Below are 15517 nucleotides of genomic sequence, written 5' to 3'. Positions count from 1 at the left end.
GTTGTGTTTGGGTGCAATCTGTCAGAAGCGGACCTTGAAGATAAGGAATGAAATTTCAACTATGGGATCATACTAGAAATTGAATCTACGAAAAGAGGGCAAGCCCAGTCCGGGGAACATTCGCCAGAATGCCGCGTTGATAGCCTTGCGGGGCAGCGCCGCTGAGCGCGTCCGGCTTGCTCACGAGACAGGGGCGAAGCATGTATATGGACCGGGCAGGCTTGGCTGGCGAGCAGATGATGCTGAGGGCAGCGTCGCGCGCACCTTATCTCGAACGCGGCGAAGAACTCGAACTGGCGATCCGCTGGAAAGAACAGCACGACCAGGACGCGCTCAACCGCATCACCACGGCGCATATGCGCCTGGTCATCGCCATGGCGGTCAAGTTCAGACGCTACGGCCTGCCGATAGGCGACCTCATCCAGGAAGGGCATGTCGGCCTGCTGGAAGCCGCGGCCCGTTTCGACCCGCAGCGCGAAGTGCGCTTTTCGACCTACGCCACCTGGTGGATCCGGGCATCGATGCAGGACTACATCCTGCGCAACTGGTCGATCGTCAGGGGCGGCACCAGTTCGGCGCAGAAGTCGCTGTTCTTCAATCTGCGCCGCATGCGCGCCCGCCTCGCTCAAGGCGGCGGCCCGCTCGGCAACACGTCGGCATATCAGGAAATCTCGGTGGCGCTTGGCGTGTCGGAAGCCGATGTCGCGATGATGGACATGCGCCTGTCCGTGCCCGACACCTCGCTCAACGCACCGCTCAGCGATGACGGCGATTCCGGAGAACGGATGGACTTGCTGGTGTCCGACGATCCCTTGCCCGACGAACTCGTCGGCGAAGCGATCGACATCGAGCGGCGTTCGGGCTGGCTGCATGACGCGCTCGGCGTTCTCAACGCACGCGAGCTCCAGATCATCGAGGAACGCCGGCTGACGGAAGAAGGTGCTACGCTCGAGCAGCTCGGCACCTCGCTTGGCATCTCCAAGGAACGGGTGCGCCAGATCGAGACTCGGGCGATGGAGAAGTTGAAATCCGCGCTGGTGCGGCAGAACTCGGCGTTCCTGCCCGCCTGACCCACTACCTGTCGGTGACGATCTTGACCTTGTCGCCAGCCGACACTGTTGCGCCCGGTGCCATCGCGTTCAGCACCCTGAACAGATCGAGCTTGCGGTCGACGCCGATCATGCCGGCGGCGAGCGATCCCATCGTCTGGCCCGGCTGGACAGTGACGACGCGGATGCGCAGCGGCTTGAGTGCTGCCTTCTCCGCAGCCGTCATCACGTGGAAGCTGGAGCTGACCGAACGGGCGACCGTTTCGAGCGTGGTGCTGGCGGTCGGCGCTGCCGTCAGCAGGCGGTAGACCTGCGCGCCATTGCGGATCACCACGATGTCGAATTGCCAGCCCTCGGCACTGGCGCGCGCGAAGGCGGCCTCGTTGCCGTTGATCGTTTCGGCGCGCACGCTTGCCGGATCGAGCCCTGCCACCCAGCCGCTCTTGACATAGTCGGACAATGACAGCTTGGCGTCGATGGTCACGCCGTCAAAACGGATGGCGGTATTGTCTGGGCCTGTCGCGGTGACGGCGGCGGCGGTGTTGTCGATGATGAAGCCCTGCGGCACCGAAAACGAGATGCCGAGCTTCGGATGCAGGAAGGTCGTGCCGCGGACATAACCTTCATCAGGCGTGTCGCCGAACAACAACCCATCAATGCCGGCGAGGAACGAGTCGCGGTCGCGGCTGCCGATACCCGGCGCGCCGAACTGGCGGGCGTGGCGCTGGGCAAGGTCGATGCGCTGCGGCGCATTGGGGTGGCTGGCCAGGAAGTCGAGGCTGGCGTCGGTGGCACCGCTGACCGCGCGCAGGTCGGCGTAGGCGGCCATCGACTGCAGGAAGCGGCCGGCGGCAAACGGGTCATAACCGGCCTGGCCGCTCATCTTGATGCCGATGCCGTCAGCCTCCAGTTCCTGATTGCGCGAGAATTGGGCGAGCCTGAGCTTGCCGCGGATCAGCGCTGCCTTGGCCGTCGGGCTTTCGCCGAGCACGTCGGTGACGACCTTGGTCGCCAGCACTTCCTCGGCTTCCTTTTGCTGGCGCTGGATACCGTGATTGGCGGTGACGTGGCCCATCTCGTGCGAGATGACGGCGGCCAACTCGGCCGAATCATTGGCCAGCGCCAGAAGCCCGCGCGTGACGTAGAGATAGCCGCCGGGCAGCGCGAAGGCGTTGACGTTGGGCGAATTGAGGATGGTGATACGGTAGGTCTGGTTCGGGTTGCTCGATACCGTGGTCAGGCTGCCGACCACCTTGGCGACCATGCGCTCCAGCTTGGGATCGGAATACTCGCCGCCATAGGTCGCCAGGATGCGCGGATGCTGGGCTTTGGCGATCTCGGCGAGCTTGTCGTTGCGGGTGACGTTGTCGACCGTCACCGGATTGTTGGACGGCTGGAACCCGGATTCGCGAACGTCGGATGTGTTGAGCATCTGGCAACCGGAGACGAACGCCGACAGCGCGACAGCGATGGCTAGTCGCGTGTAGCGGGGCGTTTTCGTCTCGATCAGTCCGTCGCGGCAGGTGGGCAGAGCTCGCGTCCTTTCAAATTCCTTCGGCGGCAGGCGAAGCAGATACCGGCCCGCGTCCCAGGACGTAGCCAGACTCAGCTTGCCAACACAATAAGGCCATTACCGCCAATATGGCGATTTGGCTGTAAATTATGTCCGCTTCCGGGCAACTCGGCGTGATCGTGGCATCACCGTTCACTGCCGATATAGTGTCTGAACGCCTCAGGTCCAGAATTGGTAAAGAAATCCGCAGTCTTTCCTGTTGCGGAAACCGTCCCGGACTCGACGAAAACCATGTTTTCGGCGAGTTTTCGCGCGTCTTCGGGTTGGTGTGTCACGAAAAGCACGGTCATGCGGCGTTCTGCTTGGACGCTTGCTAAAAGGTCGAGCATATCGTCGCGCAACGCTGGTCCAAGCGAGGCAAAGGGTTCATCCAAAAGGAGAATCGGCCGATCGCGCACCAGCACGCGTGCCAGCGCCACGCGTTGGCGTTCACCGCCCGAGAGTTCGCGGGGCAGGCGGTTCTCCATGCCGGCGAGGCCGACGCGCGCGAGTGCTGTGGCGATATCCCGCTGGTCTGTCGCGCTCAGCCGCAGCGCGGGCGAACGTCCGAGGCCGACATTCTTGGCAACGTCGAGATGGGCGAACAGATTGTTTTCCTGAAACACCATCGACACCGGCCGCTCGGCCGGCGGGGTCGCGGTCACATCCGCGCCGCCGATCAGCACGCGGCCTTCTCGCGGCGTTTCGAAGCCGGCAACGAGGTTGAGCAGCGTCGACTTGCCGGCACCGCTCGGCCCCATGATCGCGGTGATCTCGCCGGGCGCGAAGGTGACGTCGAAGCGCACCATGGTGTCGCTGTAGCTGAACACCACCTGGTCGAGGCGCACCGCCACATTTGTCGAGGTCATTTCGCGGTCTCTTTCCCCAGGCGGTCGGCGAGCATCATCAAGGCGAGGCACAACAGCCCGAGCATCAGTGCCAGCCCCGCCGCGTCGTCGGTGCGGTAGCTGCCCATGCGGGCGAGCAGAAGATAAGGCAAGGTCTGCACCGCGTCGCTGCCGAACAGGGCAATGACGCCGAGATCGCCAAGCGACAGGGCCATGGCAAAAGCGAAGGCGGTGGCAAGCGGGCGGCGCAGCACCGGCCAGTCGATCAGCCGCAACCTGCTCCAGCCTGATATGCCAAGCTGGGCGCACAGCCTTTCGTGGCGCTCGCTCGCCGCATCGTAGGCCGGACGGACAGCGCGCACGGCAAAAGGCATCGCCATCACCGCATTGACGGTGACGACCATGAATGGGGCGAGGGCAAACACATCGACCGATTGCCGCACCAGCACGAACCAGCCGGCGCCGATGACGATCGGCGGCACCACCAGGACGAAACCAGCACCTGTATCGGTGAAGCGTTCGAGCAGCGATTTTTTGTCACCCCGTCTGTTGCCGGCCAATGCCCGGCGCGCCATCACCAGCGACAGGGCAAGTGCTGCGGCAAGCGTCGCCGACAAGGTGGCCAGCACGATGCTGGTCAGCGTTGCGCGCTGCACCGAGGCCTCGCCGGCGAGGCGGCCAAGGTCGGCCTTGAGCCCGGAGGCGACGGTCGCCAGCATCGGCCCGCCAACGAAGATGAGGGCAATGAGGATCACCGCGACGTTGAGCGCCTTCTCGCCTGCCTTTGCCTGGATGTAGTTGCGACGTGCCACCGGAAGGTTGGCGTCGCCGGTCGTGTTGGCGCCGAGCCGCATCAAGGCGAAGACGACGACGGCGGTGAGCGCGATCTGCAGCAAAGTGAGCGCGACCGCGCGCGCGGGATCGAAGTCGAAGCGCAGCGCCTGGTAGATCGCCACTTCCAGCGTCGTTGCTGCCGGCCCGCCGCCGAGTGTCAGGACAATGGTGAAAGAAGTGATGCACAGCATGAACACCAGCCCGGCGATGCCGGGCAGGGCAGCGCGGATCGCCGGCCATTCGATCAGGCGGAAGCTCGCGCGTGGGCCCATGCCGAGCTGGCTCGCCAGCCGCCATTGGTCGGCCGGCACGGTGTGCAGCGCCTCCAGCATCAGCCGTGTCGCCAGTGGCAGGTTGAAGAAGACATGGGCAACAAGGATGCCCGACAGGCCGTAGATGCCCGGCCAGGTGCCACCGGTCAGGGCAGTGAGCGGTTCGGCGAAATAGCCGGCACGGCCGTAGAGCGACAGGATGCCAAGTGCTGCGACGATGGCCGGCAGCGCCAGCGGCACCGCAAACAGTCGCAGGATCAGCCCACGGCCGGGAAAGCTCGGGTGCCGTGATAAAGCGCGCGCGACGAGGATCGCGGGGGCGACCGAAAGCAGCGTCGACAGCAGCGCCTGCCACAGCGTGAAGCGGGCGACACGGAAAAGATAACCGTCGAAGGCGGCGGCTGCTCCTTCCGGATTACGCACAGCCTCGATGCCAAGCCCGGCAAACGCCCCGCCGATCAGCACGCCGATGGCGGCGAGTGCTGCGATGCCGGCGATGATGCGGGGATCGGAGGTTTGATGAGAGCGCATGCCGACCTAAAAGCTCTGGGAGCAGGATGGGCGCTGAGCGGCCACGTTGTGCCCTACGTTGCCCCCCTCTGGCCTGCCGCCCATCTCCCCCTCAAGGGGGGAGATCAGCTGTGTTGCCGTCTCTGCTCGTCTTTCGCTGTCCCACTTTGGCCAATGCCGAGCCGCTGCTGATCTCCCCCCTTGAGGGGGAGATGGCCGGCAGGGCAGAGGGGGGTGTTCAAGCGGCATCATCAGTCGATGAAACGCCTACTTGCTCATCACGCTCAGCCACTCGTCGACCCAGGCCTTGCGGTTGGCGGCGACCTCCTCGGCGCTGAACAGCAGCGTCTTGGCCGGCATCACCAACCTGTCGAAGGCGGGATTGAGCGGCTTGTCGGTCTTGCCGGCTGGCAGCATCCAGTTGGTCTCTGGAACCACATCCTGGAAACCCGGGCTTGTCATGAAGGCCATGAACTTTTCCGCCAGCGGGTTCTTGGTGCCTGTCGTGGTGATGCCGGCAACCTCGATCTGCAAATAGTGACCTTCCTCGAAGGAGGCTGCCTGGTAGCGCTCGGACTTGTCCGCGACCATGTGGTAGGCCGGCGAGGTGGTGTAAGACAGCACCATCGGCGCCTCACCCTTGGTGAACAGGCCATAGGCCTCGCTCCAGCCCGGCGTCACGGTCAGCACGCGACCCTTGAGCTTGGCCCAGGCTTCCGGCGCCTTGTCGCCGTAGACCGACTTGACCCACAGCAGCAGGCCGAGGCCCGGCGTCGAGGTGCGTGGATCCTGGATGGCGATCTTCTGCTCGGGGTCGCCCTCGACCAATTCCTTCAGGCTCTTGGGCGGGTTCTTGAGCTTCTCGGTGTCGTAGACGACGGCGAAGTAGCCGTAGTCGTAGGGCACGAAGGTGTCGTCCTTCCAGTCGCCCGGAACCTTGACGTTTTCGCCCGCCGCACCGTGCGCGGCAAACAGGCCGGTCGCCTTGGCCTCGGCGGTCAAATTGGTGTCGAGGCCGAGCACGATGTCGGCCTTTGTCGAGGCGCCTTCGAGTTTCACACGATTGAGCAGGGCCACACCATCGGCAACCGAGACGAAGTCGACTTCGCAGCCGCATTCGGCCTCGAAGGCCTTCTTGACCCGCGGGCCGGGACCCCACTCGGAAGTGAAGCTTTCATAGGTGTAGACGGTAAGCTTGCCTTCGGCGGCGGCCGGAAAGGCTGCGGCGGCGAGCGCCAGGGCCGAGGTCAAGGACAGCATAATCGTGCGCATCGGCGCCTCCTTCATTGGTGTTGAAAGGGAATTTGAAGCGCCGGGCGTCCGAAGCATCTAATCCCTCCGCCGGTACAAACCGGATCAGGTTCAGCGGGTTGGCTGGATTTTCCCATGCCTCTCAGCCAGCACGTGTGAACACGTCAGGCACCCCGTTAGAGCGGTTCAACAAATAAGGCCGCGTGCGGGGCCACGCAAGCGGTAGTTTGCCGGCCACGAACCAACGTCGCGGCCTTCCGTTTCGGCCGCCGGACTGGTAATGCGCTGCCATGACCCGGTTCACCATACTCCTTGGCGGCGAGCTTTTGCGCACGCCGCTCGTCGACCGTCAGGTCGCGGGCAGCCGTGTCATCGCGGCCGATTCCGGCATTCGCCACGCCACCACCCTGGAACTGATGCCGGAGCTGTGGCTCGGCGACTTCGATTCCGTGCCGGCTGACGTCGATCCGCGCTTCGCCGACTTGCCGCGCGAGACCTTTCCCGAGGAAAAAGACAAGACCGACGGCGAGCTCGCCGTCGCGGCGGCACTCCAGCGCGGCGCGACCTCGCTGGTGCTCGTTGGCGCCTTTGGCGGCCCGCGCGCCGACCATGCTTTTCTCCACCTTGCTCTGGCGCTGCGGCTTGCCGAGGCTGGCACCGAAGTGATCCTGACCAGCGGGCGCCAGGAGGCGCATCCGCTTTTGCCGGGCACGATGAGCTTCGACTATGACGACGGCACGGTGTTTTCCGTGCTCGCTTTTTCCGAACTGTCTGGCCTGTCCGAAGAGGGCGCCAAATGGCCGCTCAACAGCGTCGACGTGCCGTTCGGCTCATCGCTGACACTCTCCAACGAAGTGCGGGGCACCTTGCGTGTTTCGCTCGGTAGCGGCCGCGCGCTGCTTCTCGCCCATCCCTTTCCTGCCTTGGAATTTTGAACATGGCGCCACCGCTTCTCAATCTTGACGGCATCCGTCTGACTTTCGGTGGCACGCCACTGCTTGATGGTGCATCGCTGTCGGCGGCTTCGGGCGACAAGATCGCTTTGGTCGGGCGCAACGGTTCGGGCAAGTCGACGCTGCTTAAGATCGCTGCCGGGCTGGTCGAACCGCAGGATGGCGTGGTGTTCCGCCAGCCGTCGGCGACGATCCGCTACCTGCCGCAGATGCCCGACATGGATGGCTTCGCTTCGGTGCGCGCCTATGTCAAGGCCGGTCTAGGGCCTGCGGATGATCCGCACCGCGCCACCTATCTGCTCGACCATCTTGGCCTTACAGGCGAAGAGTCTCCGGCCGACCTTTCGGGCGGCGAGGCGCGGCGTGCCGCGCTTGCCCGCGTCATGGCGCCCGAGCCCGACATCATGCTGCTCGATGAGCCGACCAACCATCTCGACCTTGCCGTCATCGAGTGGCTGGAAGAAGAACTGATCCGCACGTCGTCGGCGCTGATCGTCATCTCGCACGACAGGCGTTTTCTCGAACGCGTCAGCCGCAACACGGTGTGGCTCGATCGCGGCCAGACACGCCGGCTTGATCGAGGCTTTGCCCATTTCGAGGAATGGCGCGATCAGATCCTTGAGGAGGAAGAGCGCGACCAGCACAAGCTCGGCCGCCAGATCGTGCGCGAAGAGCACTGGCTGCGCTATGGCGTGACCGCGCGGCGCAAGCGCAACATGCGCCGGCTCGGTGAACTGCAGACGATGCGCCAGAGCTTTCGCGGCCATCGCGGTGCCGAAGGCGTGGCGACGATGGTGGCGAGTGAGGCGACCGAATCCGGCAAGCTGATCATCGAGGCCAAGAACATCGACAAGGCTTTCGGCGACCTCGTCGTGGTCAAGGACTTTTCCACCCGCATCCAGCGCGGCGACCGCGTTGGCCTGGTCGGTCCCAATGGTGCCGGCAAGACGACTTTGCTCAAGATGCTGACCGGCGAGCTTGAGCCCGACGCGGGCACGATCCGGCTTGGCGTCAACCTTGAGATTGCAACCCTCGACCAGAAGCGCGAGGCTGTCGATCCGCACGAGACCCTGTCGAGCTATCTGACCGACGGGCGCGGCGAAAACCTCGTCATCAATGGCGAGCAGCGCCACGTCGTCTCCTACATGAAGGACTTCCTGTTCAAGCCTGAGCAGGCGCGCACGCCGGTGCGCGAACTCTCGGGCGGCGAACGCGCCCGGCTGATCCTGGCGCGTGTTCTGGCGCGCCCGGCCAATCTGCTGGTACTCGACGAACCGACCAACGACCTCGACATGGAGACGCTGGAATTGCTGCAGGAACTGGTCGCCGGTTTTGCCGGCACCGTCATCCTTGTCAGCCATGATCGCGACTTCCTCGACCGTACGGTGACCAGCATCATCGCGCCCGACGTCGAAGGCCGCTGGATCGAATATGCCGGTGGTTATGCCGACATGCTGGCCCAGCGCGGCGGCACCAAGCTTGAGGACCGGAAATCGCGCAAAGCCGCCAACGGCCAGGCGTCAGGCCGCGGCGAGCCCGAAGCGCCGAAGGCAGCATCGAAGAAGCTGTCGTTCAAGCAGAAGTTCGCGCTCGAAAACCTGCCCAAGAAGATGGAAGCGGTGACAGCTTCGATCTCGCGGCTGGAAAACCAGATCGCCGATCCGGCCTTCTACGAGCGCGACCCGCACGGCTTCCAAAAGACCATCGCCGCCCTCGACAAGGAGCGCGAGGCGCTGACAGCGCTCGAGGAGGAATGGTTCGAGCTGGAAATGCTGCGCGAGGAACTCGAGGGGTAGGCAAACAGTTGCCTTTATAAGGTCATGCACATACTATATGTGCATGACTGAGGAGGGCTTCATGCTCCAGAAAGCACCCAAACCGACGCGCAAGCCAACGAATGTGTCCCTCGATTCCAGGCTGGTCGATGAGGCCAAGGCATTGGGCTTGAACATGTCCCAGCTCGCTGAAGAGGCGCTTGCGAAGGCCGTCTCCGAAGAGAAATCGCGACGATGGAAGTTGGAAAATCAGGCAACCTTGGATGCCTGGAACAACTATGTCGACAAAAATGGGCTGCCATTGGCCAAGTATCGGCTGTTCTGATGGCCAGATATGATGTGTTTGCAGGCCCGTTTGAAGGCAGTTATCTGCTAGACGTACAGTCAGACCTGCTTGATCATCTGAAATCGAGAGTAGTCATCCCTCTTCTGCCAGCAGAAGAGGTGCCGCCGCCCGTCCGGAAGCTCAATCCTTTATTCGAGGTCGATGACCGCAAAGTTGTGATGGCCACACACCTCATAAGCGCCGTTGCCACAGCCGAGTTGGGAAACCGTCGGACCAACCTAGGCAACCATCACGATCAGATAGTCTCCGCCCTGGATATGCTGTTCCAAGGCTTCTGACGCGAGCTGTCGTTCGCGTCAGGCAGATCGCATTCGCGAGCGAGCGAAAGACTTATCCCGCCGCCTTGGCCTGCCAGGCCTTCATCGCCTCTTCGAACACCTTGTCGCCCGGAATACCCTTTTCCAGGGTGAACAGCGCGCGGCGGCCGGATTTGTAGACCACCGGCACGTCGATCCAGCCCTGGCGGCGCAGAAGGTTCAGGTTGGCGTCGACTTCGGCCTTGGTGTCGTTGAGCGCGACGAGGAAGAAGCCGTCGGCGATCTTGGCCGGAATGCCAAGCAGCGAATTGCCGGCATCCTGTTCGGAGCTCTTCATCGCCACCCGCAGGATGTTTTCGATGCCGCCACCCTCGAAACCATCAGGCGTCAGGAAGATCATCTCAAGGATATGGCTCGCCGGCAGCGTCTTGTCCGCATTGCGGCGGATGGTCATGCGCAGCTGGATGTCCTTGCCGGGAATTGTTGCTTCGGCACGAATCGCCGGTTCGGGCGGCAGGTCGCCGCCGGGCGATTCCTGCACCACCGTCCAGACAACCGAGCCGGATTCAGCCGAGCCTTGCGCCACATTGGTGCGCTCTTCGTAGAAGATCGCCTTCTGGCCGACGGCCACCGGTGCATTTGCGTTCGCCGCCGGCTGTGGTGTCGTCGCTCCCTCGGCAGGTGCTGCCGGGGTTGCGGGCGTTGTTGGTGCGGGCTCGGGCGTCGCCGGCGGTGTCGCAGGCGGTGGCTGGGTCAGGGCGGCGACGGACGTGCCCTCGCCGACACCGTTGGTGCCGCTTGCCGGACCCGGATCGACTTCCTTGCCATCGACCGTCATGCGCTGGGTGAACTTGCCCGGCTCGCCATTGGCCGGCGCCTGGGCTGCCTGGCCGCCATTGGCGGGCGGCGGTGCTGCTGCTTCGTTTGCCGGCGGTGCGGTCTCGGCAGGCTTGTCGGCGCTGGAGCCCGAAAAGGCAGCGCGGTTGGCCCACAGGCCATAGCCGCCGGCACCGACAACCGCGACGGCAAGGGCCGCGGCAATCAGGCCGCCGCTGATGCGCTTGCGCGGGCGCTGGCGGGTGTTCTGGAACGCATCGACATCGTCGCCGGCAGTGTCTGCCACGTGGTCGTCGTCAGCTACCGGTACGTCTTCATCCTGATCGTGGCTCGCCGAGAAATCAGGCAGGGGCTCACGTGGTCGTGGCACATAGGCTGGGGCAGGAGAGGGCGGAACAGGGGCGGCAGCCGGCGGCGGTGCGACTGGCGTCACCGGGGAGCGGCGGACTTCCGGCTCGGGCGCAGGGCGGCTGTAGGCCGGCTGGTCCTTGTTGCGGGCGATCGACGTGAAGACGTTTTCCAGTTCGGCCAGCGGATCGTCTTCCACCGGCTTTGCATTGAATTCCGCCTCGACGGTCGCGATGGCGTCCTCGAGCGATTTCGTCTGGCGTTCGGCGACGGCTGCGGGTGGCTGCGGATTGAGGGCGGCGAGCTTGGCCGCGATGGTGCTGCGGGCCTTGTCGTAAACCCGCGCGCGCATCGCCGGCGTGGTGTCACCCATGCCATCCAGCGTCTTCTTCAGAACCGCTACGAAGTCTGCCATTCTCTCGTCGACCTATCTCTTCTTCTGGGCCGCGCCGCGTCCGGCGGCAAATCAGCCGCCGGAACGCTGCCAAAACTAGTCTTCAAACGGGTCGGTCACAAGTATGGTGTCGTCCCGCTCCGGGCTGGTGGAAAGCATGGCCACCGGCGCGCCGATCAGTTCTTCGATGTAGCGCACATACTTGACCGCCTGGGCAGGCAAATCATTCCAGCTGCGGGCGCCGGCCGTGGTGCCCTTCCAGCCTTCGAGCGTCTCGTAGACCGGCTCGACGCGAGCCTGCGCGCCCTGGCTCGCCGGCAGATAGTCGATCAGCTCGCCATCGAGCATGTAGCCGGTGCAAACCTTGATCTCGTCGAGGCCATCGAGCACGTCGAGCTTGGTCAGCGCGATGCCCTTGATGCCGTTGACGGCAACCGCCTGGCGCACCAGCACGGCGTCGAACCAGCCGCAGCGGCGCTTGCGCCCGGTCACCACGCCGAACTCATGGCCGCGGGTGCCGAGGAATTCGCCGATCTCGTTCTGCTGCTCGGTCGGGAACGGGCCTTCGCCGACGCGCGTCGTATAGGCCTTGGTGATGCCGAGCACGTAGTTGATCGCGCCTGGGCCTACGCCCGAACCGGCGGCCGCCTGGCCGGCAACCGTGTTGGACGACGTCACGAACGGGTAGGTGCCGTGGTCAATGTCGAGCAACGTGCCCTGCGCGCCTTCGAAAAGGATGCGCTGGCCGGCACGGCGCTTGTCGTCCAGCACTTTCCACACGCGGTCCATGTAAGGCAGGATCTTGTCGGCGACCGAAGTCAGTTCGGTCATGATGGCATCATGCGTCACTTCGGGGTGACCGAGCCCGCGACGCATCGCATTGTGGTGCGTCAGCAACCGGTCGACCTTCTGGGGGAGCGTATCCAAATCCGCCAAATCCATCACCCTGACAGCACGGCGGCCCACCTTGTCTTCATAGGCGGGGCCGATGCCGCGACGGGTCGTGCCAATCTTCGTTCCAGAATTGGAGGCGGCGTCCTCGCGGAAACCATCCAGCTCACGGTGCAGCGACAGGATAAGCGCGGTGTTTTCGGCTATTTTCAGGCGATCCGGGCCGATTTCGACGCCCTGGGCGCGGATCTTGGCCAATTCGGAGACAAAGGCATGCGGGTCAAAGACCACGCCATTGCCGATGATCGACAGCTTGCCTTCGCGCACGACACCGGAGGGCAGCAGCGACAGCTTGTAGACGACACCGTTGACCACCAGCGTGTGACCGGCGTTGTGCCCGCCCTGGAAGCGCACCACCACATCGGCGCGCTCCGACAGCCAGTCGACGATCTTGCCCTTGCCTTCATCGCCCCACTGGGAACCGACGACCACCACATTGGCCATGATATTTTCCTTCCGACATCGCGGGCCGGGCCGCGAACAGTGCAAAATGACAGGCCTCTATAACGCCAAGCAATTGGATGTGCGACCTTTCTTTACCGTCTGAGGCACAACAAATTCCGCACTTGGGCGCATTTACTTGTCAGGACCCAGCACCTAGGCCGGCATGTAACCTCTCGCCAGCGAAAGTCGGTCGCATGCATCGAAAAGCCTATCTCCTGCTGTTGGCGACCACGCTGTTCTGGGGCGGCAACGCAGTGGCGGGCAAGCTCGCCGTCGGCCATGCTTCGCCGATGCTGCTGACGTCGCTGCGCTGGGCATTCGCGGCTGCGATCCTTGGCGCCATCGGCTGGCCTCGGTTGCGGAATGACTGGCCGGTCGTGCGCAAGCATATCTGGCTGCTCGTCGCTTTGGGCGGGCTTGGCTTCACGGCGTTTAACGCGGCACTTTATTCGGCGCTGAATTTCACCTCGGCGATCAACGCCAGCATCGAGCAGGCGGGCATGCCGATGGTCATCTTCGCCGCCAACTTCATCCTGTTTCGCATGCGCGTCACTTTTGGCCAGATCATCGGTTTCCTGCTGTCGCTCACCGGTATCGCCCTCACGGCCAGCCATGGCGATCTGAGAACGCTGGCGGCGCTCGACATGAATTTCGGCGATGCGCTGATGCTGATCGCGGTGCTGGTCTACAGCGCCTACACGGTGGCGCTGCGCTTCAAGCCCGACATCCATTGGCTAAGCTTGATGATCGTGATGACATCAGCCGCCTTCGTCACCTCGATCCCGTTTGTCGTTTGGGAAATCGCCACGGGCCGCGTGATTGTGCCCGACGCGCTGGGTTGGGCGATCACCGTCTATATGGTGTTGTTTCCCTCGATCCTGGCGCAGATATTCTACATCAGGGGCGTCGAGCTGATCGGTGCAAACCGTGCGGGCCTGTTCATCAACATGGTGCCGATCTTCGGAACGCTGCTGTCGGTGATGATCATCGGCGAAGCTTTCCAGGCCTATCATGCGGTGGCCATCGTGCTTGTGCTCGGCGGCATCTGGCTTGCCGAGCATAGTGGGCGCAAGATGGCGCAACCTTGACGGCAACGCGAGGCAAGCACTCGGCGTTGAAATAGGCCGCCGTTGCGAATGCATTGGGGTGGCCGATGCGAGTATGGGCGAGGCGCGCATGCGAGGTTTGCGAACGGGGCTGTTGCATGCAAGGCCGCGTGTTCTCTTTGGCGCCTTGCAAGGCTGGAGCCGGGCGGATCTTGGCGGTGACGTGGCCGCCGGATTGACGCTCGCGGCCATCGCCATTCCCGAGCAGATGGCAACCGCGCGGCTGGGCGAATTCTCGCCCGAGATCGGCTTTTTCGCCTTCATCGCCGGCGCTGTGGCTTTTGCCGCTTTCGGTGCGAGCCGCTGCCTCTCGGCTGGTGCCGACTCCACCATTACGCCGATCTTCGCCGGCGGACTGGCGCTGGTCGCGACGTCAGGCTCGCCGCAATATGCCGGGCTTGCCGCCATGCTGGCGCTGATGGTCGGGGTGATCGTTATTGCCGGCGGACTGCTGCGTCTCGGCTGGATCGCCGACCTTTTATCCGTGCCGGTCACCGCCGGTTTCCTCGCCGGCATTTCGATCCACATCATCATTTCGCAACTGCCCGAATTGCTCGGGCTGCCGTCGGGCAGCGGCGATGTCTTTCACAGGCTGGCGGCGGTCTACGCCGATCTCGGCCAGGTCAATCTGCTCAGCCTGGCGCTTGGCGTCGGCGTTTTCCTTGTGGTGACTGTCGGCGAACGCGTCAGTCCCCGCATCCCGGTTGCGCTGATCGCACTGGCGCTGGCGACGTTGGCTGTGACCCTGTTTGACCTGGCGCAATATGGCGTTGCCGTTTTGGGCGTTTTGCCCGACGCCCTGCCCAGGCTTGCCATGCCAACCGTCACGTTCGAGGACATGCGCACCCTCGTGCCGCTGGCGCTGCTGATCTCGCTGGTCATCATGGTGCAGACGGCGGCCACCACACGCTCATTCGCCGGCAAGGCGGGTGCGGAGCCGGATGTGAACCGTGATTTCGTCGGCGTCGGCGCCGGTAGTCTCGTGGCCGGCCTGTTCGGAGCCTTTCCGGTCAACTCAAGCCCGCCACGTACCGCCATCGTTGCCGAAACCGGCGGGCGCTCGCAGCTGGCTGGTCTGTTGGCCGCGGCCATCGTCTTGCTGCTGTTGTTGTTTGGCACAAAGCTGCTCGCCAACGTGCCCCAGGCCGCACTGGCCGGTATCTTGATGTTCATCGCGCTGCGCATCCTGCGCTGGCCGACCTTCGTCTCGACCTTCCGCCAGGCGCCGGTGGAGTTCGCGCTCATCGTCGTCACGGCCCTCGCCATCGTTGCCTTGCCCATCGAGATTGGCGTTGCCACCGGCATTGGCCTGTCGCTGCTGCACGGCCTGTGGGGCATGACCCAGGCACAGGCGATCGAGTTCGAGCGTGTGCCCGGAACCTCGATCTGGTGGCCGCCGGCGGACGGCAGCGAGGGCGAGCGCATCGACGGCGTGCTGGTCGTGGCCTTCCAGGCGCCGCTGTCCTTCGTCAATGCCGAACGCTTCAAACGTGGCGTCGAGGCTATGGTCTCGACGCGACCCGGATCGCTGAAGCACGTCGTGCTGGAGGCAAACAACGTTACCGACATCGACTACACCGCAGCCGCCGCACTATCCGACGTTATCGTTTCTTGCCACGATGCCGGCCTGACCTTCTCCATAGCTCGGCTGGAATCGGTACGGGCGCAAACAGCACTTGCGCGTTTCGGCATCACCGTGGCCCTGGGGCCTAACCGGATTTTCCGCAGCGTCGACAATGCGATCACTGCACTCAACGCGGAGGCCGCATCGGTCAAAGGGAGCAACTGAC

Annotated in this window: 13 protein-coding genes and 1 riboswitch; of the genes, 7 read left to right on the top strand and 6 right to left on the bottom strand. The window is 63.9% G+C overall.

All coding sequences use genetic code 11. The features are described from left to right. The first annotated feature begins 200 nt into the window (after positions 1-200). A complete protein-coding gene (locus AC1RTB_RS16825; protein ID WP_492879688.1) occupies positions 201-1070 on the top strand; it encodes an RNA polymerase factor sigma-32 in 870 nt (289 codons plus the stop codon). Positions 1071-1074: 4 nt separating this feature from the next. Here AC1RTB_RS16825 and AC1RTB_RS16820 read toward each other — a convergent pair whose 3' ends face one another. The 4 genes from AC1RTB_RS16820 to thiB form a co-directional block, all read right to left on the bottom strand. Next, complete coding sequence (locus tag AC1RTB_RS16820) at positions 1075-2481, bottom strand: M48 family metalloprotease (protein WP_492879689.1); 1407 nt, start codon at positions 2479-2481, stop codon at positions 1075-1077. A 266-nt stretch (positions 2482-2747) separates the two neighbouring features. Next, positions 2748-3470, bottom strand: coding sequence for a thiamine ABC transporter ATP-binding protein (gene thiQ, locus AC1RTB_RS16815; protein WP_492879690.1), 723 nt, complete (start codon positions 3468-3470; stop codon positions 2748-2750). Beyond that, complete coding sequence (gene thiP / locus AC1RTB_RS16810) at positions 3467-5086, bottom strand: thiamine/thiamine pyrophosphate ABC transporter permease (protein WP_492879691.1); 1620 nt, start codon at positions 5084-5086, stop codon at positions 3467-3469. Before thiP ends, thiQ begins: the two co-directional genes overlap by 4 nt. 246 nt (positions 5087-5332) lie before the next feature. Continuing rightward, positions 5333-6337, bottom strand: a complete 1005-nt coding sequence (gene thiB, locus AC1RTB_RS16805; RefSeq protein ID WP_492879692.1) for a thiamine ABC transporter substrate binding subunit — start codon at positions 6335-6337, stop codon at positions 5333-5335. 44 nt (positions 6338-6381) lie between these two features. After that, positions 6382-6502, bottom strand: a riboswitch (TPP riboswitch). 104 nt (positions 6503-6606) lie between these two features. Here thiB and AC1RTB_RS16800 point away from each other — a divergent pair. The 4 genes from AC1RTB_RS16800 to AC1RTB_RS16785 are packed head-to-tail and all read left to right on the top strand — an operon-like array spanning position 6607 to position 9668. Beyond that, positions 6607-7251, top strand: a complete 645-nt coding sequence (locus AC1RTB_RS16800) for a thiamine diphosphokinase (protein ID WP_492879693.1) — start codon at positions 6607-6609, stop codon at positions 7249-7251. Positions 7252-7253: 2 nt separating this feature from the next. Beyond that, positions 7254-9065: an ABC-F family ATP-binding cassette domain-containing protein gene (locus AC1RTB_RS16795; RefSeq protein WP_492879694.1), complete on the top strand. Its 1812-nt coding sequence runs from the start codon at positions 7254-7256 to the stop codon at positions 9063-9065. A 43-nt stretch (positions 9066-9108) separates the two neighbouring features. Then, entirely contained in the window at positions 9109-9369 is a 261-nt protein-coding gene (locus tag AC1RTB_RS16790) for a type II toxin-antitoxin system CcdA family antitoxin (RefSeq protein WP_492879695.1), read from the top strand. After that, the gene (locus AC1RTB_RS16785; RefSeq protein ID WP_492879696.1) at positions 9369-9668 is read left to right on the top strand and encodes a CcdB family protein; all 300 of its coding nucleotides are present in this window, start codon (positions 9369-9371) and stop codon (positions 9666-9668) included. The genes AC1RTB_RS16790 and AC1RTB_RS16785 overlap by 1 nt, the downstream gene beginning before the upstream one ends. Before the next feature lie 52 nt (positions 9669-9720). Here the strand turns inward: AC1RTB_RS16785 and AC1RTB_RS16780 are convergent, their stop codons facing one another. Further along, entirely contained in the window at positions 9721-11247 is a 1527-nt protein-coding gene (locus tag AC1RTB_RS16780) for a hypothetical protein (protein ID WP_492879697.1), read from the bottom strand. Positions 11248-11322: 75 nt separating this feature from the next. Then, positions 11323-12621, bottom strand: coding sequence for an adenylosuccinate synthase (locus tag AC1RTB_RS16775; protein ID WP_492879698.1), 1299 nt, complete (start codon positions 12619-12621; stop codon positions 11323-11325). Between the two features lie 194 nt (positions 12622-12815). On the opposite strand from AC1RTB_RS16775, the gene AC1RTB_RS16770 reads away from it, so the two are divergent. Beyond that, positions 12816-13709: a DMT family transporter gene (locus AC1RTB_RS16770; RefSeq protein WP_492879699.1), complete on the top strand. Its 894-nt coding sequence runs from the start codon at positions 12816-12818 to the stop codon at positions 13707-13709. Positions 13710-13797: 88 nt separating this feature from the next. After that, positions 13798-15516, top strand: a complete 1719-nt coding sequence (locus tag AC1RTB_RS16765) for a SulP family inorganic anion transporter (protein ID WP_492879700.1) — start codon at positions 13798-13800, stop codon at positions 15514-15516. Position 15517 lies beyond the last annotated feature (1 nt).

This window comes from Aminobacter sp. GW821-FHT11F06, assembly GCF_058808215.1.
The sequence above is the reverse complement of the archived record's forward strand: the minus strand, read 5'-3'. Positions and strand labels throughout refer to the sequence as shown.